The sequence below is a fragment of the Streptomyces niveiscabiei genome (genome assembly GCF_033794345.1).
In the GTDB taxonomy this organism is placed as follows: domain Bacteria; phylum Actinomycetota; class Actinomycetes; order Streptomycetales; family Streptomycetaceae; genus Streptomyces; species Streptomyces niveiscabiei.
Genome location: NZ_JARAYJ010000002.1, coordinates 100,307 through 124,144 on the forward strand (window position 1 = coordinate 100,307; position 23,838 = coordinate 124,144).

The following is a 23,838-nucleotide window of genomic DNA, read 5'->3' on the forward strand; positions in this document are numbered from 1 at the left end:
GGGGCGGGGTGGAGGACAGGGTGGGGACCACGCAGCTGGAAACGGTGCCGGAACCGAAGTACTGGCATCTGCGGACAGTGCTCAGCGAAGCACTCGACTCGGAGTTCACGGTGGGGGAGGTGCTGCCCAACGAGCGCGACCTCGCGGCCCGTTTCGGCGTCGCCCGCGCGACACTCCGGCAAGCACTGGAACAACTCGAACTGGAGGGCCGCCTCCATCGCCGGCGAGGCGTCGGCACGACCGTCGCGCCCCCGCGCGTAGGCGTCGACGTCGGCCCCGAGGGCACGGCCTGGCCCAGCGACGACACCTGGCAGCCCGTCGACAGCGACCTGACGGCGCCCCCTGCGGCCGTCTCCACCGCCCTCGCACTCCCGCGCGGGCTCGCCGTCCACGTCGTGCGCCGCTCCCGCGTCTCCCACGGGCAGCCGGTCGCCGCGGAACTCCTCTACGTCCCGGAGGGCTCGGTACCCGCGCTGCCGCCCACGGACGCCCTCTCGGGCCCCGCCCGCGCGCGTGCCCTGCTCCGCGAACTCCACCACCTGGACCTCTCGGCCCAGAACCGCTCCGTGGAACTCGGCTCCGCGCGCGCGGACGACGCGAAGCAGCTCGACCGGCTGCCGGGGGCTCCGGTCCTGGTCGTCACGACCCACTTCATGACCGCCGGCCGGGTCGCCGCCCTCTCGGTCGCGACGTACCGCGCTGACACGTGCCGCTTGACGTTCGGCGCGGCGGGCGGCGTGGAGATCGAGGAAGGCTTGGGCGAGAGGGCCTCCTGAGCCCGTGCGGGGCACCCGGCTTCTCGGCTGTACGCCGGGCCGGGTGCCCCGGCTGGCGAGGTGGACGGGGCGGGCGGTACGGCTCGGCGACCTCGGAGCCTGCGGCCCTGAAGTCAGCGGCCTCGGAGTCAGCGGTCTGGGAGCCTGCGGCCTCCCAGCCAGTCACCTCGGAGTCAGCCGTCCTGGAGTCAGCGGCCCCAGAGTCAGCGGCCTCGGGGGCAGCGGCCTGGGAGCCTGCGGTCTGGGGCAGCCGCCTCCCCGCCAGCCGTCCCGGAGTCGGCGACCCTGAAGCCAGCGGCCCCAGAGTCAGCGGCCTGGGAGCCTGCGGCCTCGGGCAGCCGCCTCCCCGCCAGCCGCGTCGGAGTCAGCGACCCTGAAGCCAGCGACCCCGGAGCTAGTGGCCTCGGAGAGCGGCCTCCCCGCCAGCCGCCTCGGAGCCAGCGACCCTGAAGCCAGCGCCCCCAGAGCCAGCCGCCTCGAAGTCAGCCGCCTCCCAGTCAGCCGTCTCGGAGCCAGCGGCCTCGGAGCCAGCCTCGGGGGCAGCGGCCCCAGAGCCAGCCGCCCCGGCTCCAGCCGCCCAGAGCTGCGAAGCCCCCCGGCTCGCTCGCCCCGCGTCGGTTCCCGGCATTCCGCCGCAGCCCCGCCTCCGGGAACTTCCCCGAAGCGCCGCCCGTTTCGCTGACAAGCGAGGAGCACTCAAGCCAGGAGCGCCTCCGCGCGAGGAGCCCCTCCCGGCCGGGACACCTCGCCGCCGTCCCCCAACCGACCCCGACCCCGACCACCGCCACCCGCAACCGCCCTCACCACCCCAACCCCTGCCTCCCCGTCACCGTCCCCTCCACCGCGAACAACTGCTGCTCCACATGGTCCAGCGCCAGCCGCAGCGCCCCCATGGCCACGGCAGCCTCCCCCAGGGACGACAGCGTGACCCTCGGCGGGCGCAGGCAGTAGCGGGCGAGTTCGTCGCGGAGGGGCCCGAGGAGGTCGGAGAGGCCGGCCGTCGCGCCGGCGATGACGACCAGCTCGGGGTCCAGCGCGAGCGCGAGGGCCGCGACGTCGTGGACCAGGCGCCGGAAGAACCGGTCGACAGCCGCGCGGGCACCGGGATCGCCGTCCCCCGCGCGCGTGAAGACGTCGATCGCCGCCTGATGGTCGAGAGGCGGCAGCGGCACGTCCGTCGTGGACAGCAGCGCCTCGGGCGTGACCTCGCGCCCCAGCAGATGCAGCGCCCCGATCTCCCCCGCCGCCCCGCCGTACCCGCGATGCAGCCGCCCCCCGATCAGCGAACCCGCCCCCGGACTCAGCCCCGCGAGGACCAGCACCACGTCGTCGGAGTCGACCGCCGCACCCTTCCAGTGCTCGGCCACGGCCGCGGCGTTCGCGTCGTTCTCCACCAGCACCGGGCACTTGAACGACCGGCTGAGCCGCTCACCCAGCCGCAGCCCCGTCCACTCGGGCAACGCGGCGCACAGCCGCACCGTCCCGTCCGCCTCCACGACCCCCGGCGTCCCCACCCCGACCGCCCTCAGCGCACTGCGCGGCACCCCCGCCCGCCGCAGCAACTCCGCGACGACCGTCCGCGCCCGCTCCAACCGCTCCTCGGCGGACGCACCCTCCGCCACCTCCCGGTCCTGCGCCCCCAACACCCGCCCGTCCAGATCCGCCACCACCGCCGACACCCGGTGCGCCCCGATGTCCAGCCCCAGCAGATACCCGGCCTCCGCCCGGAACCGGAACCGCCGCGCGGGCCGCCCCTGCCGCCGCACGACCGTCACATCGGCCGCCTCCTCGACGACCAGCCCCGCCCCGATCAGATCCTCCACCACCCCCTCCACCGTCGGCCGCGACAGCCCGGTCACCCGCGTGACCTCCGTCAACGTCGCCCGCTCCGCCGCACGCAACGCATGCAGCACCACCGCGGAGTTGATCCGCCGCAACAACGACGGATCCCCACCGATGAGCCGCCCCACGCGCGTCCTCCCCACCAGTCGAGTGTGGGCGGATCGTACGTCCCGGTGGCACGCGCTGGGGCCACCGGGACGTACACGAGTCGGGTTCAGGCCTCCGACACGTACCCCACGAAGTGGGTCCAGCCGTCGCGGGCGACGGAGAAGTGGGGGCGGGTCACGTCTTTGGAGTCCCGTACGCAGATGGCTTGTTCGGCGATGGAGACTTCGACGCAGTCGTCGCCGGAGCTGCCGCTGTAGCTGGACTTGAACCAGAAGGCGACCTCGACGCAGTCGTCACCGTCCGTCCCGCTGTAGCTGGACTTGAACCAGGCGAGTTCCGTCGTGCTCATAGTTCTCCTCGCAGTTGCTCCAACAGGCCCCGCGATTCATGAGGGTTCGGAGCCTGCGAGCGCAGTCTTTCATAGCGCTGACGGAGAACACTCACTGCTTTCGGATCGGAGATCAGCCGCCCGTTCTCCTGTCCTTCGGAGTAGGCCAGCCACCGTTGCTTCGGGGTCTCCAGGAGTCGGATCGGTCCGTCCGTGCACGAGTGCAACCCGGCTTCCAGCGGCACGAGTTGAATCGACACGTTGCGCAGCTGACTCAGGTCCAGCACGTGATCGATCAGCCTGCGCATCTGATCGGCCCCGCCCATCCTGCGGCGGAACAGGTGCTCCTCCAGGATGAAGCTGAACTCGACGTTCGGCCGTCCCCGCAGCAGTTCCTGACGCTCCATCCGAGCGAACACCTGATCCTCGATCTGCTCGTCGGACAGCAGCGGAACGCGGTGCTCGAACAGGGCCCGCAGGTATTCCTCCGACTGCAACAGCCCTGGTACCAACCGGCACTCGTAGGTGCCCAGCCTGACCGCCTTCTTCTCCAGCCGCGCCCACTTCCTGAACCACACCGCCAACCCGGCCTCGCCCCGCGTCAGGAACCGCGCCGCCTTCCGCAGCGCCCCCGTGTTCCCCAGCGCGTTCTCCGCCTTGTCCACGAAGCTCTCATCCGGCATCCGCCGCCCCAACTCCACCGATTCCACCGTGTGCTTGGAGTACCCGACGAGCAAACCGAATTGTTCCCTGCTGAGCCCCTGATGCTCCCGCAGACCCTGGACGACAGCCCCGAACGTCTTCAGACTGTCGGAAGGATCGGGCTCACGTTCGTGGTCGTCGACCGCCTCCACCCCGTCCCCGTCCTCGTCCAAGATCTCCGCACCGTCGGTCATACGCGGCCACCTCCGGGTCTGTACGTGCGCTGTTCCCCGCGATCGACCCGCCCAGGGTGACGGCAACACCCGCGTACCGTCTACGGATTGCCCCCGTACGCTGACGGAGCGTACGGGCCTCAGGTCTGGAACGCGCCCCCGCGCGCCCTCCACCTTGGCCTCATGAACACCACGACTCCCCAACTCCCCGACACCGTACACACTTTCGACCAGCTCCTGTCGTCCACGCGCAGGGGCGCCCGGCTGGCCCGGCTCCTCACGGTCGAGCGCCTCCAGGCGTGGCGGGTCCCCCCGGCGCACACGGAGCGGATCGAGCAGGTCGTCGCCGAACTCGCGTCGAACGCCGCGCTCCACGGCCGTGTCCAGGGCCGCGACTTCCGTGTCGGCCTGGCTCTCGACACCACGACCGGCATCCTGCGCGCGGCGCTCACGGACGCGCGCGGGGACCGGCTCCCGTGGCCGCAGCCGAACCCGGACGCCGAGTCGGGACGGGGCCTCGTCCTCGTCGCGGCGCTCGCGGACCGCTGGGGGACCGTCCCCTACCCGCCGAGCGGCAAGACGGTGTGGGCGGAGTTCGACCTCCGCCGGCCTGCTCGGTAGGCGCCGGCCGTCTTCTCGTACGGCTGCGACCAAGGCTCCAACTCGGCCCGCACCCAAGCCGCTTCGGCCTCCGGCAGGGGTACCGGCGCTCGCCGCGGCCGTACGCTCCACGTGGCCGGGCCGGGGAGGGAAGGCGCTGCTGTCACCGCCTGCGGCGCCCCTTCTCGCCCCTGTCCTCGACGAGTTCGATACGCAGCCGCCCCCGCGTCCGCATCAGCATCCGCCCGAGCATGTTCTTCCCCGTCCCGGTCCTGCCCCGCCCCCAGTAGTGATCCGTGGTGGTGTCCTCGACGATCTCCTCGTCGCCGGTGGACAGGAGGATGTCCCGGATGTCGTCGTGCGCACGGAACTTGGCCGCGACGGCACGGCGCATCACGTCGTCTTTGACGCGCTCCCAGTCCCTGCGCAGCGGCTTGGCCGGATCACGGCCCAACTCGGCCGCCCGCAGCGGCGTACGCGCGCGCCGGACGAGGTCCGCGTGCCGGGTGCCCGCGAACTTCTGCGCCTGGAAGTAGTGTTCGGACGTCGGCCACCACAGGCCGTCGAGGTCGAAGCCGTGGCCGGAGAAGTTCGAGAAGCATCCGTAGGGCACTTCGTCGGCACCGTAGAAGTAGATCGCCATGGAAGCCTCACAGGGTCGCGGAAACCCGAACAGTTTCGGACACCCCGCCGCCGCCCGCACACCGGTTTTCCGACGGCGCGCTCTCACCGGGGCGCCACGAACCCCGACTCGTACGCCGCGATGACCGCCTGGGTCCGGTCCCGCGCCCCCAACTTCCCGAGCACGGCGCTCACATGGGACTTCACGGTCTCCGCTCCCACCACCAACTCCCCGGCGATCTCCGCGTTCGACAGCCCCCGGGCCATCAACCGCAGCACCTCGCCCTCCCGTTCGGTCAGCCCGGCCGACTCCAGCCGGTCCCGCGCGTCCTGGTCCCCGTACTCTGCCGCCAGCTTCCGCAGGGACGCCGGGAACAGCAGCGACTCCCCGGCGGCCACCACCCGCACCGCGTTGACGATCTCCGCGGCCGGCGCCCGCTTCAGCAGGAACCCGTCGGCCCCGGCGCGCAGCGCGTCGTACACGTACTCGTCGTTCTCGAAGGTCGTCACGACCAGAATCTTCGGCGGCGCGTCGACTCCCCGCAGGACGGCGCGCGTCGCGGCGATCCCGTCGAGCAGCGGCATCCGTACGTCCATGGCGACGACGTCGGGCCGCAGCCGCCGGACGAGGGGGACGACGGCGGCTCCGTCGGTCGCCTCACCGACGACCGTGATGTCGGGCTGGGCCTCCAGGACGGCCCGCAGCCCCGCGCGGACCAGCGGTTCGTCGTCGACGAGGAGAACAGTGACCGGCATCCGGTCAGCGTAGATCAGCCCAACGGCAGCTCCGCGCGCACCCGCCAGTCCCCGGCGTCGGGCCCGGTGGACGCCTGTCCGCCGAGGAGCGCGGCGCGCTCGCGGATGCCGCGCAGCCCGCTGCCGCGCCCGGGCCCGGGGATGTGCGCGGTCAGCGGATTGCGGACCTCCAGGCGCAGGACGTCCGCCTCGACGCCCACGCGGACGCGCACCGGCACCGGCCCCGCGTGCCGCAGGACGTTCGTCAGGGCCTCCTGGAGAATCCGGTAGCTCTCCCGGGACACGGGCCCCGGCACGGTCTCCAGCGGCCCCGACAGCTCCGCGTCGACCAGGGCCCCCGACGCCCGCGCCGACTCCAGCAGCCGGTCCGCCTCCGCGAGCGTGGGCCGCCCGCTCGCCGGCCGCTCGGACTCCCGCAGCACCCCGAGCACCCGCTCCAGATCCTCCAGCGCCGCCCGCCCGGTCTCCTCGATCGCCTCCAACGCCCGCGCGGTGAACGCCGGATCACCCGCCGCACGCGCGGCGCCCGCCTGCACGACGGCCACCGTCAGCGCGTGCCCGATCGAGTCGTGCAGCTCGCGGGCGATGCGCGTGCGCTCCAGCAGCCGTTCCGTCCGCTCCTCCAGCGCCGCGAGCCGCTCGGCGGCGGACGGGCCGAGGAGGGTGCGCGCGGCGGCGGTCGCGAGGTGTCCGAGGCCGACGACGGCGCCGTACAGGGCGAGGAGCGGGAACGGTGTCAGGAGGGCGTACGACCAGTGCGGCGACGGATGCCAGGCCACCAGGTCGCTCGGGTGCCCCAGGGACAGCCGCACCAGGTCGTACACGAGCGACGGCATCCACACGCACACGAACATCGCCGCCGCCCCCAGCAGCAGCCGCACTTCGAGCCAGACGGCCGTACGCAGCCGGTCCCGCCAACTCCTCGACGGCGCGATCGAGAACCCGGGGTCCTCCTCGCCCGGCGTGAGCATCCAGCGGGCCTGCACGCCCTCGCCCGTGCGCACCCCCGCGATCAGCCCGGCCGGGATCACCAGCAGCGCGGGCACCCACGGCCGCCTGGGGTCGATGAACATCCACAGGCTCACGACGAGCATCGGCACCCACAGATGCAGGAGCCGTGTGTACGTCGTCCCCCGCAGCAGCGGGCTCAGGAACCGGGCCATACGGACATCGTGACAGCCGCCACTGACAACGGGCCTCCCCCGGGCGGGGGAGACGGTTCCCACCCCCGGGGGAAGCCCCTGACCAGGCGTCACGGCGAGGGTGGCGGACATGACCAGCATCGACGTCCGCGACCTGACCAAGGTCCACGGCACCCGCCGCGCCGTGGACGGCCTCACCTTCAGCGTCCGCCCCGGCCGGGTGACCGGTTTCCTGGGCCCGAACGGGGCGGGAAAGTCCACGACCCTGCGCCTCCTGCTCGGCCTCGACCACCCCACCTCGGGCACCGCCACCCTCGACGGCCGCCCGTACGCGGCACTCACCGAACCCCTGCGCCACGTCGGCGCGCTGCTCGACGCGCAGGCCGCGCACGGCGCCCGCACCGGCCGCGACCACCTGCGCGTGCTGGCCGCGAGCAACCGCGTCCCCGTACGCCGGGTCGACGAGGTCCTGGAGGAGACCGGCCTCGCGTCCGCCGCGCGCAGGCGCGTACGGACGTACTCCCTCGGTATGCGCCAACGCCTCGGCATCGCCGCCGCGTTGCTGGGCGACCCCGGGGCGGTCCTGCTGGACGAGCCCTCCAACGGGCTCGACCCGGAAGGCATCGTCTGGATCCGCGGCCTCCTGCGCCGCCTCGCCGGGGAGGGCCGCACGGTCCTGGTCTCCAGCCACCTCATGAGCGAGACCGCCTCCTACGCCGACCACCTGATCGTCCTCGGCCGGGGCCGCCTCCTCGCGGACACGCCGCTCAAGGAGTTCGTCCACGCGCGCGTGCACCCGCGCGTACGGGTGCGGACGACGGACCCGGCCGCCCTCGTCGACGCCCTCGCGCGCGCGGGCCATCACGCCGACGAGCACCCCGACGGGCACTGGACCGTGCGGCACGCGCGCGTGGACGACGTCGGCCGCCTCGCCTCCGACGCCGGTGTCACCCTCCTCGAACTCGCCGCCGAGGAGGGCACGTTGGAGGAGGCGTACTTCGATCTGACCGTCGGCGAGACCGAGTTCACGGCCCACCTCTAGGAGCCCCGCATGTACGTTTCCGCTCTCCACGCCGAGTGGCTCAAGATCCGCACCCTGCGGTCGCAGCTCGTCGCCCTCGCCGCGATCCTCCTCGCCACGGTCGCCTTCTCCGCGCTCGCCGGCCTCGACGCCTCCGGCGACGACCCGCTCTACTCGGCCTACTTCGGCGTCTCCTTCGGCCAGATCGCCGCCGTGTCCTTCGGGACGACCGCGATGGCGGCGGAGTTCCGGGACGGCGCCCTGCGGACGTCCCTCGCGGCCGTGCCCGACCGGACACGCTGGTTCGCCGCGAAGGCGACGGCGATCGCCGTGCCCGTACTGGCGGTCGGGCTCCTCACCGGGTTCGTCACCCTTCTGGCCGGTGACGTAGTGGGGTGGGGTGAGGGGGTCAGGGGCGCCGTGGGGTGCGGGATCTACCTGACGCTGATGGCGCTGCTGGCCGCCGGGCTCACGGCCGTACTGCGCAGTGGGGTGACGACGCTCGGGATCGTCGTACCGTTTCTGCTGATCGTGTCGTTCGTCGTCGGGGACATGTCCGGGACCGTCGCGGACTGGTTTCCGGACCGGGCGGGGCAGGCGGTGCTGCACAGTGAGCCGACCGTCGATCCGTGGGCGGGGCTGCTGGTGACGGCTCTGTGGAGTGCTGCGGCGCTGGGTGTGGGTGTGTGGCGGGTGCGGAGGCGGGACGCGTGAACGTTTCTCCCGCCAGCCGCCAGCCGCCAGCCGCCAGCCGCCAGCCCAAGCCGCTGGATGTCAGCCCGAGTTGACCGGCGTCAGTCCTCCGCCGCCTCCCGCAGCCGCGCGAACTCCTCCGTCATCGTCGCCGCCGTCCAGTGCGCGTTCAGCCCGCTGGGGTTCGGCAGCACCCACACGCGCGTGTCACCGATGACGCGTTCCTGCGGTCCTACGCGCGCGTGCCGCTCGGCGAAGGCGGCGCGGTAGGCGGTGATGCCGACGACCGCCAGCCAGCGGGGCTTCAGGCGGGTCACCTTGGCGGTCAGGACGCGCCCGCCCTCCTCGTACTCCTCGGCGGAGAGTTCGTCCGCACGCGCGCTCGCGCGGGCGACGACGTTCGTGATGCCGAGGCCGTACGTGAGGAGCTGCGACTGTTCCGCCGGTTTCAGCAGGCGGGGGGTGAAGCCGGAGAGGTGCAGGACCGGCCAGAAGCGGTTGCCGGGGCGGGCGAAGTGGTGGCCCGTCGCGGCCGTCATCAGGCCGGGGTTGATGCCGCAGAACAGCACACGGAGGCCGGGCGCGGCCACGTCGGGGACGAGGCGGTCGCGCGCGGCCTCCAGCTCGGCCTGGGTGAAGCGGGTCAGAGGATCGCCCCGGGGGTGTAACCGGCCGCCTCCGGACGCTGCTTGACGATCTCCTCGACGCGGGAGACCACCGAGGCGACCTGACCGGCCGCCGCGCCCGTGAAGGACAGCTTGTCGGCCATCAGCGCGTCGAGCTGCGCGCGGTCCAGGGGGATGCGGTCGTCGGCGGCGAGCTTGTCGAGGAGCTCGTTGCGCTCGGCGCCCTGCTCGCGCATCGCCAGCGCGGACGCGACGGCGTTCTCCTTGATCGCCTCGTGCGCGACCTCGCGGCCCACGCCCGCGCGTACGGCGCCCATCAGGACCTTCGTCGTCGCCAGGAACGGCAGGTAGCGGTCCAGCTCGCGCGCGACGACCGCCGGGAACGCGCCGAACTCGTCGAGCACCGTCAGGAACGTCTCCAGCAGGCCGTCCAGCGCGAAGAACGCGTCCGGCAGGGCGACGCGGCGGACCACCGAGCACGACACGTCGCCCTCGTTCCACTGGTCGCCCGCCAGCTCGCCCGTCATCGACGCGTACCCGCGCAGGATGACCATCAGGCCGTTGACCCGCTCGCAGGAGCGCGTGTTCATCTTGTGCGGCATCGCCGAGGAGCCGACCTGGCCCGGCTTGAAGCCCTCCGTCACCAGCTCGTGGCCCGCCATCAGGCGGATCGTCTTCGCCAGCGAGGACGGGGCCGCCGCGAGCTGTACGAGGGTCGTGACGACCTCGTAGTCCAGCGAGCGGGGGTAGACCTGGCCCACCGACGTGAACGCCTGCGAGAAGCCCAGGTGACCGGCGATCCGGCCCTCCAGCTCCGCGAGCCTGTCCGCGTCGCCGCCGAGGAGGTCCAGCATGTCCTGCGCGGTGCCGACCGGGCCCTTGATGCCGCGCAGCGGGTAGCGGCCGAGGAGTTCCTCCACGCGCGCGTACGCCACGAGGAGTTCGTCCGCCGCCGTCGCGAAACGCTTGCCCAGGGTCGTCGCCTGCGCCGCCACGTTGTGCGAGCGGCCGGCCATCACCAGCTCGCCGTACTCCGAACTGAGCTTCGCGAGCCGGGCCAGCACCGCGACCGCGCGGTCCCTGATCAGCTCCAGCGACTGCCGCACCTGCAACTGCTCGACGTTCTCGGTGAGATCCCGGGACGTCATCCCCTTGTGCACCTGCTCGTGCCCGGCGAGGTCGTTGAACTCCTCGATCCTGGCCTTCACGTCGTGCCGGGTGACCTTCTCGCGCTCGGCGATCGACCCGAGATCGACGGTGTCGAGCACCCGCTCGTAGTCCTCGATCGCCCCCTGAGGCACCTCGATCCCGAGGTCCCGCTGCGCCCGCAGCACCGCGAGCCAGAGCTGCCGCTCCAGCTTCACCTTGTGCTCGGGCGACCACAGAGTGGCCAGCTCGACGGAGGCGTACCGTCCGGCGAGGACGTTCGGGATGCGGGGCTTTGCGGCAGCGGAAGTCACGTGACGTGATTCTACTGGCGATTCACGCAGGCCAGGGCCGGGGCCGGGTTGGTGGGAACCTACGAGACGCGGGTCACCGCCCGCCTATGTCCTCGGCCCCTCGTACGGCAGCAGCTCAGGGTGTTTCGGGGCGCGGCCGTCTCCTGAGGAGCGGCCTGTCAGGCGGCGGGCTATCCAGGGGAGCAGGTGTTGGCGGGTGAAGCGGGCGTCGGCGATGCGGCGGGCCGTCCAGGTGGGTGGGGGAGTGGGCGGGATGGGGTCGCGCCAGTCGGGGAACTCGGGGGTGTGGCCCAGGGTCTGCCAGACCGCCTCGGCGACGCGGCGGTGGCCGTCGGCCGTGAGGTGGAGGCGGTCCACGTCCCAGGAGCGGGGGTCCGCGAGGGACGGGGCGCCGTAGAGGTCGACCACCAGGGCGTCGTGCTTCGACGCCAGGTCGTCCACGCAGGCGAACAGTTCCTCCATGCGGGGGCGGAAGCGCTGGAGCACGGGGCCCTCGCGGCCGGGGCTGCGCATCAGGACCAGGTGTTTGCAACTCGGCGCCAGGCGTTCCACCGCCTCCGTGAGGAGGTCCTTCACTCGGACCATGTCGCACTTCGGGCGGAGGGTGTCGTTCAGGCCGCCGACCAGGGTGACGACGTCGGCGCCCATGCCGGCCGCCACGGGCACCTGCTCCGCGACGATCTGGCCGATGAGCTTGCCGCGAACGGCGAGGTTGGCGTAGCGGAAGCCGGGGGCCTCGGCGGACATGCGGGCCGCGAGGAGGTCGGCCCAGCCTCGGTAGGTGCCGTCGGGGAGGAGGTCCGACATGCCCTCGGTGAAGGAGTCGCCGACCGCGACGAGGCTGCCGTACGGGGGAGTGGGTTGTGTCTGCATGGCGTCAGCGATCGTAACCCCGGGCGATACCGAGCGGTCGGTCACCCCGGTGCCCGGGGCAACCGACCTGGTCCGATCATCAGCCGCTCACGCCCGCTGCCCGAACAACTCCCTCAGCACGTCCTCCATCGTCACCATCCCGGCCAGCCGCCCGTCCTCCCCCATCACGGCCGCCAGATGCGTACGACTGCCCCGCATCGCCGTCAGCACATCGTCCAACGGCGTGGCCTCCCGCACGCGCGCGATGGGGCGCAAGTCCCGCAGCCGGAACGGCAGGTCCCGCGGCGACGCGTCGAGCGCGTCCTTGACATGGAGGTAGCCGACGATCCGGCGCCCCTCGTCGACGACGGGGAAGCGGGAGAAGCCGGAAGAGGCGGACAACGACTCCAGGCCCTCCGGCGTGACACCCACGCGCGCGTAGACGACGCGTTCCAGCGGCAGGACGACGTCCCGCACCGGACGGCGCCCGAGTTCGAGCGCGTCGTGGAGCCGCTCCTGCGCGCGGTCGTCGATGAGACCGGCCTCCCCGGCGTCCTTGACGATCTGCGCGAGCTCGGCGTCGGAGAAGGTCGCGGTCACCTCGTCCTTGGCCTCGATGCGCAGGAGTTTCAGCAGCGTGTTGGCGAAGGCGTTGATCGTGAAGATGACCGGCCGCAGCGCGCGCGAGAGGGTCACCAGGGGCGGCCCGAGGAGCAGCGCGCTGCGCACGGGTTCGGCGAGGGCGATGTTCTTGGGCACCATCTCGCCGAGCAGCATGTGCAGGTAGGTCGCGAGGACCAGCGCGATGACGAACGACACCGCGTGCCCGGCGCTCTCCGGGACGCCCACCGCGTGGAACACCGGCTCCAGCAGATGCTCGATGGCGGGTTCCGCGACGACACCGAGGACCAGCGTGCACAGCGTGATCCCGAGCTGCGCGGCGGCCATGAGCGCGGAGACGTGCTCCAGCCCCCACAGCACACTGCGCGCGCGCCGGTCGCCCTGCTCGGCGTACGGCTCGATCTGGGACCGCCGTACGGAGATCAGCGCGAACTCCGCGCCGACGAAGAAGGCGTTGACGACCAGGGTCGCCAGGCCGATCAGCAACTGGATCGCGGTCATCGTCCCTCCTCCGTTTCCTCGTCCTCGGCGTGCGCGGGCGCGTGCAGCAGGACGCGCGCGGCACGGTGCCCGGCGGCGTCGACGACGTCGAGGCGCCACCCGGCGACGTCCAGGCTGTCGCCGACGGCGGGGATGCGCCCCAGCTCGGTCGCCACGAGCCCCGCCAGCGTCTCGTACGGCCCCTCGGGGGCCCTGAGGCCGACGCGGGCGAGCTGATCGGTACGGGCGGCCCCGTCGGCCGAGTAGAGGGCGCGTCCGGCCTTGTCGGTGCCCGCGGGGGCGAGGTCGGGCGTCTCGTGCGGGTCGTGCTCGTCGCGGACCTCGCCGACGACCTCCTCGACGATGTCCTCCAGCGTCGCGACGCCCGCCGTACCGCCGTACTCGTCGATGACGACGGCCATCGTGCGCTTGCCGGAGAGACGGTCCAGGAGGCGGTCCACGGTCAGGGACTCGGGGACGAGGAGCGGCTCGCGCATGATCTCGGCGACCGACACGCGCGCGCGGCGCTCGGCGGAGACGGCCAGCGCGTCCTTGATGTGGACCGTGCCGACGACCGAGTCGAGGTTGCCGCGGTAGACGGGGAAGCGGGACAGCCCGCTCGCGCGGGTCGCGTTCGCGACGTCCTCGCAGGTCGCCTGCGCCTCCAGGGCCATCACCTGCACGCGCGGGGTCATCACGTTCTCCGCGGTCAGGTCGGCCAGGTTCAGCGTCCGCACGAACAGCTCGGCGGTGTCGGCCTCCAGCGCGCCCTCCTTCGCGGAGTGCCGGGCCAGCGCGGCCAGCTCCTGCGGCCCGCGCGCGGCGGCCAGCTCCTCGGTGGGCTCGACCCCGAAGAGGCGCACGATCCGGTTCGCCGTGTTGTTGAGATGCGTGATGAACGGCCGGAACCCGGCGCTGAACCAGCGCTGCGCGTTGCCGACGCTCTTCGCGACCGCCAGCGGCGAGGAGATCGCCCAGTTCTTCGGCACCAGCTCGCCGACGACCATCAGGAACACGGTCGACAGCCCCGTACCGATCACCAGCGCCACCGACCGCGACGCCCCCTCGGACAGCCCGGCCGACTCCAGAGGGCCGGAGAGGAGCTTCGAGATCGACGGCTCGGCCAGCATGCCGACGATCAGGTTCGTGACGGTGATGCCGAGCTGGGCACCGGAGAGCTGGAAGGTCAGGTTCCGTACGGCCTTGAGGGCGCCGGAAGCGCCCCGCTCGCCGCGCTCGACCGCCCGCTCCAGCTCGCTGCGCTCGACGGTGGTCAGCGAGAACTCGGCGGCGACGAAGGCACCGCACGCGAACGACAGCAGGACCGCCACCAGCAGGAGGAGCACTTCGGTCATCGGGTCACCTCCGTCCCATGATCGGGCAGGGCGGGGAGGAACGCGCGATGTCGGGTACCGGGAGATCGGGTACTGGGAGGCTCGCCCATGGGCGGACGCTCACACCTTTCGTCGGAGTCGGAGTCGGAGTCGGTCTGAGGGGACCATGCGGTGCACAGTCCCCTCAGTACAGTCTCCTCCAGAGTAAAGGATGAGCAAAGCGGCCTGGCTAGACCAGGGGCTTCACCCATCGCCGCCACTTCTCCTCCGGCGAGTACCCCGCCGCCGCCCACGCATGGTGCGCCGTCTCGTTGCGCGTCAGCACCATCGCGTCGCCCCGGCGCCCGCCCAGCCGTACGAAGCGCTCCTCGGCGGCGGCCAGCAGCGCCGAGCCGATGCCCTGGCGGCGGCGGGCGGGGTCGACGGCGAGGCGGTACAGGTGGCAGCGCCAGCCGTCGAACCCGGCGATCACCGTGCCGACCAGCTCACCGCCGGACTCGGCCAGGATCAGCGCCTCCGGGTCGCGGGCGACCAGCCGCTCGACGCCCGCCCGGTCGTCGCTGATGCTCGTCCCCTCGGCGGCGGTCTTCCAGAAGGCCAGCACGGTGTCGAGGTCCTCGGGCGACGCGGCCCTTATGTGCAGATCAGGCATACGGCGATCACAGCACGCCGGGCACCCCCTCGACGGACATTCCAGCATCCGGACGGCCCTGAGCCGCCGGCTCCCGGCCCTGGAGGTCCGCCAGCACCGGCCCGAACGCCTCCATGAACGCCTCCAGGATCGTGAAGTACGTGAACCCGTACCGCTCCCGCAGCGCCCGCACCTTCGCGCCGATCTCCTCCCGCGACCCGATCAGCAGGATCGGCAGCGCGAGCGCCTGCTCGGCGGTGAGCCCCGGTATCCGCTCCAGGAGCGGTTGGACGACCGCCTCCGGGTCGTCCGTCACGACCACCTGCTGCACCAGCAGATTCCGCTCGGCGGCCTCCGCGCGGCCGGACGCCGACTCCTCGTACGTCGCGACCCGTTCGTCGAGCTCCTCCGGCGACAGGGGAGTTATCTGCCCCGTCGCGCTGCCCTCGACGACCCGCGCGCCCGCGAAGGCGACGACATCGGCGTGCTCCGCCGCCAGCCGCAGCATGCGGGTCCCGTTCCCGCCGATCAGCAACGGCACCCGTACGCCGTCCCCCTGACGCTTCTTCAACTCCTCGACCGTGCGCCGCAGATGGCTCACCCGCTCACCCGGCGACCCCCACGGCAGCCCCGCCTCCTCGTGCTCCGCCTCCACATACCCGGCACCCAGGCCCAGTTCGAGCCGGCCACCGGTCAGCGCGGCCGTCGAGGCGACCTCGCGGGCCAGCAGCACCGGGTTCCAGAAACCGGTGTTCAGGACGAACGTGCCCACCCGGGGCCCGCTCGTCGACTCCGCCGCCGCGACCAGCGACGGGAACGGCGCCGGCATCCCCAGATGGTCCGGGACCAGCAGCACGTCGTACCCCAGCTCCTCGCCCCGGCGGCACTTGGCCTGCCAGGTGTCCAGCGGCGTGGGCTCCAGCAGATTGACCCCGAAACGGAACGGACGCGTCATGAACTCCCCCTGTTCGAAAGTGACTTGTCATTTAACGCTCGCGTGTATCCCATCATTCGTGCGCGATCGCCGCCAGTACGTTCATCCGCGACGCCCGCAGCGCCGGCAGCAGCGCCGCCACCACCCCGACCACCGCCGAGCCGACCACCACCGCGACGACCGTCCCCCACGGGATCGCCAGTACCGTCATCCCCTGCAACGCCAGCACCTGCTGGATGCACACCCCCCACACCATCCCCAGCGCGAGGCCCAGGACCGCGCCGAACACCGCGATCACCACCGACTCCAGCCGGATCATCCGCCGCAACTGCCGCCGGGCCAGCCCGATCGCCCGCAACAGGCCGATCTCCCGGGTCCGTTCGACCACCGACAGCGCGAGCGTGTTGACGACGCCGAGCACCGCGATGACGATCGCCAGGCCCAGCAGCGCGTACACCAGGTAGAGCAGCACCGCGATCTGGTCGTGCACCAGCTTCTTGTAGTCGGCCTGGTCACGGACCTGGACCTGCGGGTACGGGTCCAGCGTCCGCTCCAGCGCCCCGCGCAGCGCGTCCGCGCCCGTCCCCGGCGCCGCGTCCACGTACACCGCCGACTCCTGGCCGCCCGGCACGAACCGCTCGACCGTCGCGAGCCCCAGGAACAGCCCGCCCTGCGCGCCGAAGCCCTCCGCTGCGTCCTGGTCGGTGAGCGCGCCGACCGTCAGCTCCGTGCGTTGCCCGCCCGGGAACTCCGTCGGCAGGACGCTGCCGATCCGTACGCCGTGCTCGCGCGCGAAGTCCACGTCCATCGCCACGTGCCCGGCCGCCAGGGCCGCCGCCGTGTCGCCCTGCGTGTACGTGATGTGCGCGACCTCGTCGAGCCGGGGGTCGTAGCCCGCGGCCGTCGTCTCGACGCGCCTGCCGTCCGGGAGGCGGACCGCGAGCGGCGCGAAGCGGGCGCGGACCGCGAGACCGACGCCCTCGGTCGCCCTGATCCGGTCGGTGACCTCCTTCGAGAACGGGGTGAAGTTGCCGTTCTGGACGACGAAGTCCGCGCCGAGCGTCCTGTCGATCTGCCGGTCGAACGACGCCGACATCGACGCGCTCGCCACCGACATCCCGCCGACCAGCGCGAGCCCCACCATCAGCGCGGACGCCGTCGCGCCCGTCCGGCGCGGGTTGCGCAGGGCGTTGCGCTGGCTCATCCGGCCCACCGAGCCGAACAGGGCCGGGAACGCGCCGCCCAGGACCCTGATCACCGGGCGGACCAGCAGGGGGCCCGCCACGACCGTCGCCAGCAGGGTGAGGACGACGCCCAGGCCCAGGAGCGACGCCGCCGACGCCGTTTCCGTCGCCGCCGCGCAGCCCGCCAGCGCCGCCGCGCCGAGTGCGGCCAAGGCCGCGCCCACGATCGCCCGTACCCGCAGGGGGCGGCCCACGCCGGCGACCTCCGCGTCCGCGAGCGCCGCCATCGGGGAGACGGCCGCCGCCCGGCGCGCGGGCAGGTACGCGGCGACGAACGTGACACCCACGCCCACCGCGTACGCCGCCACCGGCGTCGGCCAGCCGATCACCATCTCCGTCGTCTTCAGGTTCATCCCGAACACCGACATCAGCTTGATCAGGCCCACCGCCAGGCCGATGCCCGCCGCGAGGCCCAGGGTGGAGCCGGTGAGGCCCAGCAGGACGGCTTCCGTCAGGACCGAGCGGCGCACCTGGCGGCGGTCCGCGCCCAGCGCCCTCAGCAGGCCCAGCTCCCTGGTGCGCTGGGCGATCAGCATCGAGAACGTGTTGACGATCAGGAACACGCCCACCAGCACCGCGATCCCCGCGAAGCCCAGCATCACGTACTTGATCACGTCCAGGAACCCGCCCAGCTGCTCCGCCGAGGACTTCGCCTGCTCGCCGGCCGTCTTCACGTCGTACGGGCCCGCGCCGAGGGCGCCCGCCACGCGTGCCTTGAGGGCCTCGTCCGACACGCCCGGCGCCGCCCGCAGCTCGATCGCCGTCGCCCGGTCCGCCGAGCCCAGCAGTTGCGTGGCCGCGACCTCCGGGTCCAGGAAGAGGAGCGCCGCGCCGGGGTTGGTGGTCGTGAAGGTGACGATCCCCACGACGGTGACCCTGAACGTGCCCGGCTGCGCCAGCACCGTCAGCCGGTCGCCGATCCGTACGTCCTTCTTGTCGGCCGTGTCCGCGTCCAGCAGGGCTTCCCCTGCGCCGCGCGGGGGCCTGCCCGAGGTCAGTTCCACCGGGCTGCGGTCGGTGAGGTGCCAGTCCAGGGCGAGGGTGGGGGCGCCGGTCGTCGGGCCCACCGGGGCGTTGTCCGCGTCGACGACCGTCGCGTTCCCGACGTTCACCTCCACGTGGGTGTCCGCCACGCCGGGCACCGCCGCTAGACGCTTCGCGAGGGCGGCGGGGAGGGTCTGGACGGCGCCGGTCGGGACCGCCGAGGTGAGGTCGTCCCTCGGTGCCACGGTCACGTCCGCCGAGGTGGACGCGAACAGGCGGTCGAACGTCCGCGTCACGGTGTCCGAGAAGATCAGGCTGCCCGCCACGAACGCGACCGACAGGACGACGGCCAGGGCGGACAGCAGGAGCCGGCCCTTGTGGGCGAGGAAGCTGCGGAGGGTGGCCTTGAGCATGGTCAGTCCTCCTCCCCGGCGTCCGCCTCGGCCAGGTCAGCCGCTTCCGGTGCCGAACCGCCCCCGCCCCCGCCCGCGAACAGGCGCAGCCGCTCCAGCACCCCTTCCGCCGTGGGCCGTTCCATGTCCTCCACGATGCGGCCGTCCGCCAGGAACAGGACCAGGTCGGAGTGGGCGGCGGCGGTCGGGTCGTGGGTGACCATCACGACCGTCTGGCCGAGGGAGTCCACCGCCTGGCGGAGGATCGCGAGGACCTCCAGGCCCGCGCGGGAGTCGAGGTTGCCGGTGGGTTCGTCGGCGAAGACCAGGTCGGGGCGGGAGACCAGGGCGCGGGCGCAGGCGACGCGCTGCTGCTGGCCGCCGGAGAGCTGGGCGGGGCGGTGCTTGAGGCGGTCGCGCAGGCCCAGGGTGCCGATGATCTCGGCCAGCCACTTCTGGTCCGGCTTGTGGCCCGCGATGTCCATCGGGAGCGTGATGTTCTCCGCCGCCGTCAGCGTCGGGATCAGGTTGAACGACTGGAACATGAAGCCGATCCGGTCGCGCCGCAGACGGGTCAGCTCGCGGTCGCCCAGGGCCGTGATCTCCGTGTCGCCCAGCCAGACGCGGCCCGCCGAGACCGTGTCCAGACCGGCCAGGCAGTGCATCAGCGTCGACTTGCCCGACCCCGAGGGGCCCATCACCGCCGTGAACCTGCCCCGCGCGATGTCCACGTCCACCCCGGCCAGCGCCAGGACGGCGGTCTCGCCGGAGCCGTACGCCTTCGTCAGGCCCCGCGCCCGGGCCGCGACCTGGGCGACCCCGGGGTCCTGCTGCACGGCGGATGCGGACAATGCGGCCTCCTCGCTCGGTGCCTCCCTCGTGGCTTCGAGCGTAGGGTCGCCGACCGGGCGGACGGTATCCCTCTCAAGTCCCCAACTCCCTCTCCACCCACGGGTGGAGACCGCCCCCGGACGGAGACCCCAGGCCCTGGAGAACCACCTCAGCCGGCAGGACGCCGGGCCGTCCCCAGGACGCAGTACGAAGCCGGCGTCACCAACCCCTTCGGCGGCACCAGCAACCGCCGGAACTCCCCGAGCTCGAACCCCGCCTCCACGATCGCCCCCACCGGATCCCGGCTCAGATGGCACCCCCCGAACAGCACCGGCCACACCGTCCGGTCCAGCCCCCGCTGCACCCTCCGCATCACCGCGCCCCCACCCCGCCCGTGCTCGAAGAACCGCAGCTCACCCCCGGGCCGCAGCACCCGCCGTACCTCCCGCAGCGCCCGCTCCACGTCCCGCACGCTGCACAGCGTCAGCGACAGGACGGCCGCGTCGAACGCCTCGCTCTTGACGGGCAGCGCCTCCGCGACCCCCGGCACGACGTCGATCGGCACCTCGGCCCGCAGCGCCGCCACCCGCGCGGACTGCCGCAGGAGCCGCTCCGGTTCGAGGGCGACGACCTCGGAGACGCCCGCCGGATAGTGCGCGAAGTTCAGCCCGTTCCCGGCGCCGATCTCGATCACCCGCCCCGAGAGCCCCGCGAGCAGCTCGGTGCGCAGCGGGCCGACGGACGGCTCGGCCGCGACGCTGAAGCGCGTGTAGAAACGCGCGAAGACCGGGTGTCGGACGGCGTCCTTGGGGGTGCGCGTCGGCATGGGGACCTCCTGCCCGCGGGCTCTGCCGCGATTGTCCCCCGCGCGGGCGCCGCGCACCCCCTCGGAAACGAGCCTCAGCCGATGAAGTTGCGAACCTGCTGGTAGACGCCGTAGTCGTTGTTCATCTCGTTGTGCGAGACACACCCGACCTCGACGTTGGTCGCCCCGCTCAGGATCGCCGTCGTGTCCGGCGTGAGCGCGTCGTCGCAGTTCGACCAGTAGCTCGCGTACGACACGCTGCCCGGCGTCTCGTCACCCGAGTTCAGGGACGTCAGGAACGAGCTCCCGGTGTTCATCTCCGAGCACGACGTGTACAGCCACGCGCACCAGCCCGCCGTCGTCGTCCCGTGGTTGACGCCCGCCGTCGACACGAAGTCGTCGACATAGGCCGTTCCACCGAGGTTCTTCAGGTAGTAACGCGCGCTGAGCACACCCATGGAATGAGCGACGATGTCGACCTTCGAAGCGCCCGTGCGGGCGAGGACGTCGCGGACCTCCGTGGCCAGCTGCTGCGCGGTCGTGACGTTCGACTGCGTCCAGCTGTACGACCACGCGTTCAGCTCGGACGCGGTGTAGCCGTCCGCCTTGAAGTCCGCGATCCAGTCGTCCCAGCTGCCGGCGTCACTGCTGAGACCGTGCACGAAGACGACCGGGTTGTGCGTCGCCGCGTGGGCGGCCGGAACGGACAGGGAGAGCGACACGAGGAGCGAAGCGAACACGGCCGAGACGGCCGCGGCGATGCGACGCATGGGGCGCTGCATGATGCCTCCTGGTACGGGTGGGGTCGCCAGGAGTGTCCGGTGGCGTCCGCGCGCGCCGCATCGGTGAAGTCGCCGGTCTTTACGGCTCAAGTAACCCGCCAGTAACGTGAATCGTGTGGTGACTCCGGTGACTCCCCCCACGCTCGACCGCACTTCGCCACCGCCCCGCCCCGCCTTCACCCCCACCGAAGGCGTCCGGGCGCGGGTACGCGTGCGCGCGTACGGCGACCCCCGCGCCGCCGCCGAGATCGCGGCGCGCCTGACCGCACGGCAGGCGGCCGGCCTCGACCCCCTGCCCTCCGAACCCGCCGCGCTCGCCCCCGACCTCCTGCGCGCGCGAAGACGCGAGATCCACGCGCTCCCCGAGGACACGCGCCGCCTGCTCCTGCTCGCCGCCGCCGACCAGCACCCCGTCCCCACCCGCGCCTTCCTGCGCGCGGTGGCCGCAGCCGGCCTCGACGCGCGCCCCCTGGACGCCGCCGAGACCGCGGGCCTCGCCTGCACCACCCCCGACGGCGTCGCCTTCCGCGACCACTGGATCCGCGTCGCCGCGTACGAGACGGCGACCCCCACGGACCGCCGCGACGCCCACCGCCTCCTCGCGCGCGTGCTGAACGGCGCCGCCGAGGCCCCGTACCGCGCCTGGCACCGGGGCGCGGGCGCCCTCGGACCCAGCGGGCGGCTCGCGGGGGAACTCGCCTCGGCGGCCACCCACGCGCGCGCGGCGGGCGCCCCCGCCCTCGCCCGCGCCCTCACGGAACGTGCCGCGACCCTCGCCCCCGACCCCGCCGTCCGCACCCGCCTCCTCGCGCGCGCGGCGGCCGACGCCTGGGAGGCGGGCGACGGCGACCACGCCCGCCTCCTCGCCGTACGCACCGACGCCGACGCCCTCTCGGGGGTGCTGGCGCTGCGCGCGGGCAACGCGGGCGAGGCGTTCGACGCGGTGCTGGCGGGGGTGGCGAGCGGGAACGGGGTGGGGGTGAAGGAGGACGAGAGGGGCGGAACGTTTCGCCATCTCAGAGACACCCCCCACCCCGCCCCCGACCTCACCGACACCCCCCACCTCCTCGCCCGAGCCACCGAAGCCGCCATCTACACCGGCGACCTCCGCCGCTGCCGGGAAGCCCTCGCCCTCACCCGCCGCACCGGCATCACCCCGCCCGGCGTCCTCCCCGGCCTCGCGGCGGCGGTGGACGGCCGCTACCGCGACGCCCGCGACCTCCTCGAAGCCGCCGCGGGCCACTGCGGACCCGGCGGCGACCCCACCCTCCTCGTGCACGCCGGCATCGCCGCGCTGCTGCTCGGCGACCACACGCGCGCGGCCACCGCGACCCTCAGGGCGGCCGAGTCGGCACGGGCGCGCGGCGCCGCCGGAACGGCCGTGCAGGCGCGGGAGTTCCAGGTGTACGCCGACTTCTGGACCGGACGCCCCCGCGCGGCGGAGGCGGCGGCGCTTGAGGCCCTGCGGGAGGCGTACACGACGGGCCAGGACAACGCGGCATGCCACCTCCAGGCGGCGCTCGCGATGTTCGCGGCGCTCACCGGGGACGCCGACCTGTGCCGGCAACGGGCCGCCGCCGCACGCGAACACGCCCTCGCGCACGGCCTCGGCCTCCCGGCCGCCCTCGCGCAATGGGCGCTCGCCGTCCTCGACCTCGGCACCGGCCGGTTCGACGCCGCCGCCGCGCGGCTGCGCGCCCTCGCCGGGTTCGGCCCGGGCCACGGCCACCGCGCCATCCGGCACCTCGCGACCCCCGCGTACGTCGAGGCCGCCGTCCGCACCGGCGACACCCGCGTCGCCGAGGCCGCGCACGCCGACTACGACCGCTGGGCGCGAGCCGTCCGCAGCCCCGACGACCTCGCCCTGAGCGCCCGCTGCCGGGCTCTGCTCACCCCCGGCGCCGAGGCCGTCGACCACTACCGCGCCGCCCTCGACCTGCACGCGGACGGCACCCGCGACTTCGAACGGGCCCGCACGGAGCTGCTGTTCGGCAGCGCGCTGCGCCGCCTGCGCCGCCGCACCGAGGCAAGGGACCGCCTCCACAGCGCACTTGAGGCGTTCACCTCCTTCGGCTCACCCCACTGCGCGGACCTCGCGCGCGCCGAACTGCGCGCCCTGGGCGCACCGGCCGCACCGCTACGCGCGTCCACCAGCCCCGTCGACGCGCTCACGGCCCAGCAGTTGCTGGTCGCCCGGATGGCCGCCGACGGCGCGACGAACCGGGAGATCGCCGGACGGCTCGCACTGAGCCCGCGCACGATCGACCACCACCTGAGGGGAGTCTTCAACCGGCTGGGGATCAGGTCACGGATCGAACTGGTCCGCATCCTGGCGGAGTCGCCGTAGAGGAAAGGGAGTCGGGTCCACAACCCGACTCCCTCGACTCATGACAACCCCGCCCGGAACTCCCCCGCGTCCCACACCCCGTCCAGCCGCCCCGCCAGCCAACTCCCCGCCCGCGCACGGAACTCGCCCGGCGACAGCACCCCCACCCCCTCCGGCAGCACCCCCAGCAGCGGCGCCCCCGACACCACCGGCAGATCCTCCACATTGCACCGCATCGCCAGATCCGGCACCCGAGGCCAGCTCCCGATCACGACCCCGAGCAACTCCACCTCCCGGGACCGGAGTTCACGGGCCGTCAGCTCGGTCGTGTTCAGCGTCCCGAGCCCCGCCGAGGCGACCAGCAGCACCGGCGCCCCCAGCAGCGCGGCGACGTCCGCGAGGTTGCCCCCCTCCCCGTCGAACCGCACGAGCAGCCCCCCGGCACCCTCGACGAGCACCAAGTCGTGGTCCACCGCCAGCTTCTGCGCCCGCTCGACGACATCGTGAGGCCGCACCGGAGCAAGTCCAGCCCGCCGAGCGGCGGTTGCCGGAGCGAGCGGCTCGGGATAGCGGGCGCACTCGGCGACGGTGACCGCCCCGGCGAGCCGGGCGACCTCGGCCGCGTCCCCCAACTCCCCGGGCCCCACCCCGGTCTGCGCGGCCTTCAGCACGGCGACCGAACGCCCCGCCGCGACCGCGGTGGCGGCAACCGCCGCAGTGACAGCGGTCTTTCCGACCTCCGTGCCCGTCCCCGTGACGACCAGGACCGCCATG

At 73.1% G+C, this 23,838-nt stretch carries 23 protein-coding genes; 5 read left to right on the forward strand and 18 right to left on the reverse strand.

The features are described from left to right. Positions 1–20: 20 nt before the first annotated feature. Positions 21–776, forward strand: a complete 756-nt coding sequence (locus PV682_RS02670; RefSeq protein ID WP_319723526.1) for a GntR family transcriptional regulator — start codon at positions 21–23, stop codon at positions 774–776. Between the two features lie 800 nt (positions 777–1,576). Here the strand turns inward: PV682_RS02670 and PV682_RS02675 are convergent. The 3 genes from PV682_RS02675 to PV682_RS02685 all read right to left on the reverse strand — a co-directional run bounded on the left by PV682_RS02675 (position 1,577) and on the right by PV682_RS02685 (position 3,950). Then, a complete protein-coding gene (locus tag PV682_RS02675; RefSeq protein ID WP_319724185.1) occupies positions 1,577–2,746 on the reverse strand; it encodes an ROK family transcriptional regulator in 1,170 nt (389 codons plus the stop codon). Between the two features lie 86 nt (positions 2,747–2,832). Then, a complete protein-coding gene (locus PV682_RS02680) occupies positions 2,833–3,075 on the reverse strand; it encodes a DUF397 domain-containing protein (protein WP_319723528.1) in 243 nt (80 codons plus the stop codon). Continuing rightward, positions 3,072–3,950 carry a helix-turn-helix domain-containing protein gene (locus PV682_RS02685; RefSeq protein WP_319723530.1) on the reverse strand — a complete coding sequence of 293 codons (879 nt, stop codon included), beginning with the start codon at positions 3,948–3,950 and terminating at the stop codon, positions 3,072–3,074. Before PV682_RS02685 ends, PV682_RS02680 begins: the two co-directional genes overlap by 4 nt. A 162-nt stretch (positions 3,951–4,112) precedes the next feature. Here PV682_RS02685 and PV682_RS02690 point away from each other — a divergent pair, with 162 nt between their 5' ends. Beyond that, on the forward strand, positions 4,113–4,550 hold the full coding sequence (locus PV682_RS02690) for an ATP-binding protein (protein WP_319723532.1): 438 nt from the start codon (positions 4,113–4,115) through the stop codon (positions 4,548–4,550). A gap of 142 nt (positions 4,551–4,692) precedes the next feature. Here the strand turns inward: PV682_RS02690 and PV682_RS02695 are convergent, their stop codons facing one another. The 3 genes from PV682_RS02695 to PV682_RS02705 form a co-directional block, all read right to left on the reverse strand. Further along, on the reverse strand, positions 4,693–5,172 hold the full coding sequence (locus tag PV682_RS02695) for an NADAR family protein (RefSeq protein WP_319723534.1): 480 nt from the start codon (positions 5,170–5,172) through the stop codon (positions 4,693–4,695). Positions 5,173–5,255: 83 nt separating this feature from the next. Next, positions 5,256–5,906 carry a response regulator transcription factor gene (locus PV682_RS02700; RefSeq protein ID WP_319723536.1) on the reverse strand — a complete coding sequence of 217 codons (651 nt, stop codon included), beginning with the start codon at positions 5,904–5,906 and terminating at the stop codon, positions 5,256–5,258. A 14-nt stretch (positions 5,907–5,920) separates the two neighbouring features. Next, complete coding sequence (locus PV682_RS02705) at positions 5,921–7,069, reverse strand: sensor histidine kinase (protein WP_319723538.1); 1,149 nt, start codon at positions 7,067–7,069, stop codon at positions 5,921–5,923. Positions 7,070–7,178: 109 nt separating this feature from the next. Between PV682_RS02705 and PV682_RS02710 the strand changes: the two genes are divergently transcribed. Both PV682_RS02710 and PV682_RS02715 read left to right on the forward strand, forming a co-directional pair. Then, positions 7,179–8,090, forward strand: a complete 912-nt coding sequence (locus PV682_RS02710) for an ATP-binding cassette domain-containing protein (RefSeq protein ID WP_319723540.1) — start codon at positions 7,179–7,181, stop codon at positions 8,088–8,090. 9 nt (positions 8,091–8,099) lie between these two features. Next, entirely contained in the window at positions 8,100–8,783 is a 684-nt protein-coding gene (locus PV682_RS02715) for an ABC transporter permease (RefSeq protein ID WP_319723542.1), read from the forward strand. An 80-nt stretch (positions 8,784–8,863) separates the two neighbouring features. Here the strand turns inward: PV682_RS02715 and mug are convergent, their stop codons facing one another. The 11 genes from mug to PV682_RS02770 form a co-directional block, all read right to left on the reverse strand. Further along, a complete protein-coding gene (mug, locus tag PV682_RS02720; RefSeq protein WP_319724187.1) occupies positions 8,864–9,409 on the reverse strand; it encodes a G/U mismatch-specific DNA glycosylase in 546 nt (181 codons plus the stop codon). Further along, a complete protein-coding gene (gene purB, locus PV682_RS02725) occupies positions 9,406–10,848 on the reverse strand; it encodes an adenylosuccinate lyase (protein WP_319723544.1) in 1,443 nt (480 codons plus the stop codon). The genes mug and purB overlap by 4 nt, the downstream gene beginning before the upstream one ends. An 84-nt stretch (positions 10,849–10,932) precedes the next feature. After that, positions 10,933–11,721 (reverse strand): SGNH/GDSL hydrolase family protein, encoded by a 789-nt coding sequence (locus tag PV682_RS02730; RefSeq protein ID WP_319723546.1) that lies wholly within the window; start codon positions 11,719–11,721, stop codon positions 10,933–10,935. Positions 11,722–11,808: 87 nt separating this feature from the next. Beyond that, the gene (locus PV682_RS02735; RefSeq protein WP_319723548.1) at positions 11,809–12,822 is read right to left on the reverse strand and encodes a hemolysin family protein; all 1,014 of its coding nucleotides are present in this window, start codon (positions 12,820–12,822) and stop codon (positions 11,809–11,811) included. Beyond that, the gene (locus tag PV682_RS02740; RefSeq protein WP_319723550.1) at positions 12,819–14,156 is read right to left on the reverse strand and encodes a hemolysin family protein; all 1,338 of its coding nucleotides are present in this window, start codon (positions 14,154–14,156) and stop codon (positions 12,819–12,821) included. Before PV682_RS02740 ends, PV682_RS02735 begins: the two co-directional genes overlap by 4 nt. A gap of 208 nt (positions 14,157–14,364) precedes the next feature. After that, positions 14,365–14,787: a GNAT family N-acetyltransferase gene (locus PV682_RS02745; protein ID WP_319723552.1), complete on the reverse strand. Its 423-nt coding sequence runs from the start codon at positions 14,785–14,787 to the stop codon at positions 14,365–14,367. Positions 14,788–14,794: 7 nt separating this feature from the next. Next, complete coding sequence (locus PV682_RS02750) at positions 14,795–15,721, reverse strand: TIGR03621 family F420-dependent LLM class oxidoreductase (protein WP_319723554.1); 927 nt, start codon at positions 15,719–15,721, stop codon at positions 14,795–14,797. A gap of 52 nt (positions 15,722–15,773) precedes the next feature. Further along, a complete protein-coding gene (locus PV682_RS02755) occupies positions 15,774–18,341 on the reverse strand; it encodes an ABC transporter permease (RefSeq protein WP_319723556.1) in 2,568 nt (855 codons plus the stop codon). 2 nt (positions 18,342–18,343) lie between these two features. Next, positions 18,344–19,171, reverse strand: a complete 828-nt coding sequence (locus tag PV682_RS02760) for an ABC transporter ATP-binding protein (RefSeq protein ID WP_319723557.1) — start codon at positions 19,169–19,171, stop codon at positions 18,344–18,346. A gap of 149 nt (positions 19,172–19,320) precedes the next feature. Then, positions 19,321–19,977, reverse strand: a complete 657-nt coding sequence (locus PV682_RS02765) for a class I SAM-dependent methyltransferase (protein WP_319723559.1) — start codon at positions 19,975–19,977, stop codon at positions 19,321–19,323. A gap of 74 nt (positions 19,978–20,051) precedes the next feature. Next, complete coding sequence (locus PV682_RS02770) at positions 20,052–20,738, reverse strand: esterase/lipase family protein (RefSeq protein ID WP_319723561.1); 687 nt, start codon at positions 20,736–20,738, stop codon at positions 20,052–20,054. Positions 20,739–20,856: 118 nt separating this feature from the next. Between PV682_RS02770 and PV682_RS02775 the strand changes: the two genes are divergently transcribed. Beyond that, positions 20,857–23,085, forward strand: coding sequence for a helix-turn-helix transcriptional regulator (locus tag PV682_RS02775; protein ID WP_407705594.1), 2,229 nt, complete (start codon positions 20,857–20,859; stop codon positions 23,083–23,085). A gap of 38 nt (positions 23,086–23,123) precedes the next feature. On the opposite strand, the gene bioD is transcribed toward PV682_RS02775, so the two are convergent. Continuing rightward, positions 23,124–23,837, reverse strand: a complete 714-nt coding sequence (gene bioD / locus PV682_RS02780) for a dethiobiotin synthase (RefSeq protein ID WP_319723565.1) — start codon at positions 23,835–23,837, stop codon at positions 23,124–23,126. Between the last annotated feature and the right edge of the window lies 1 nt (position 23,838).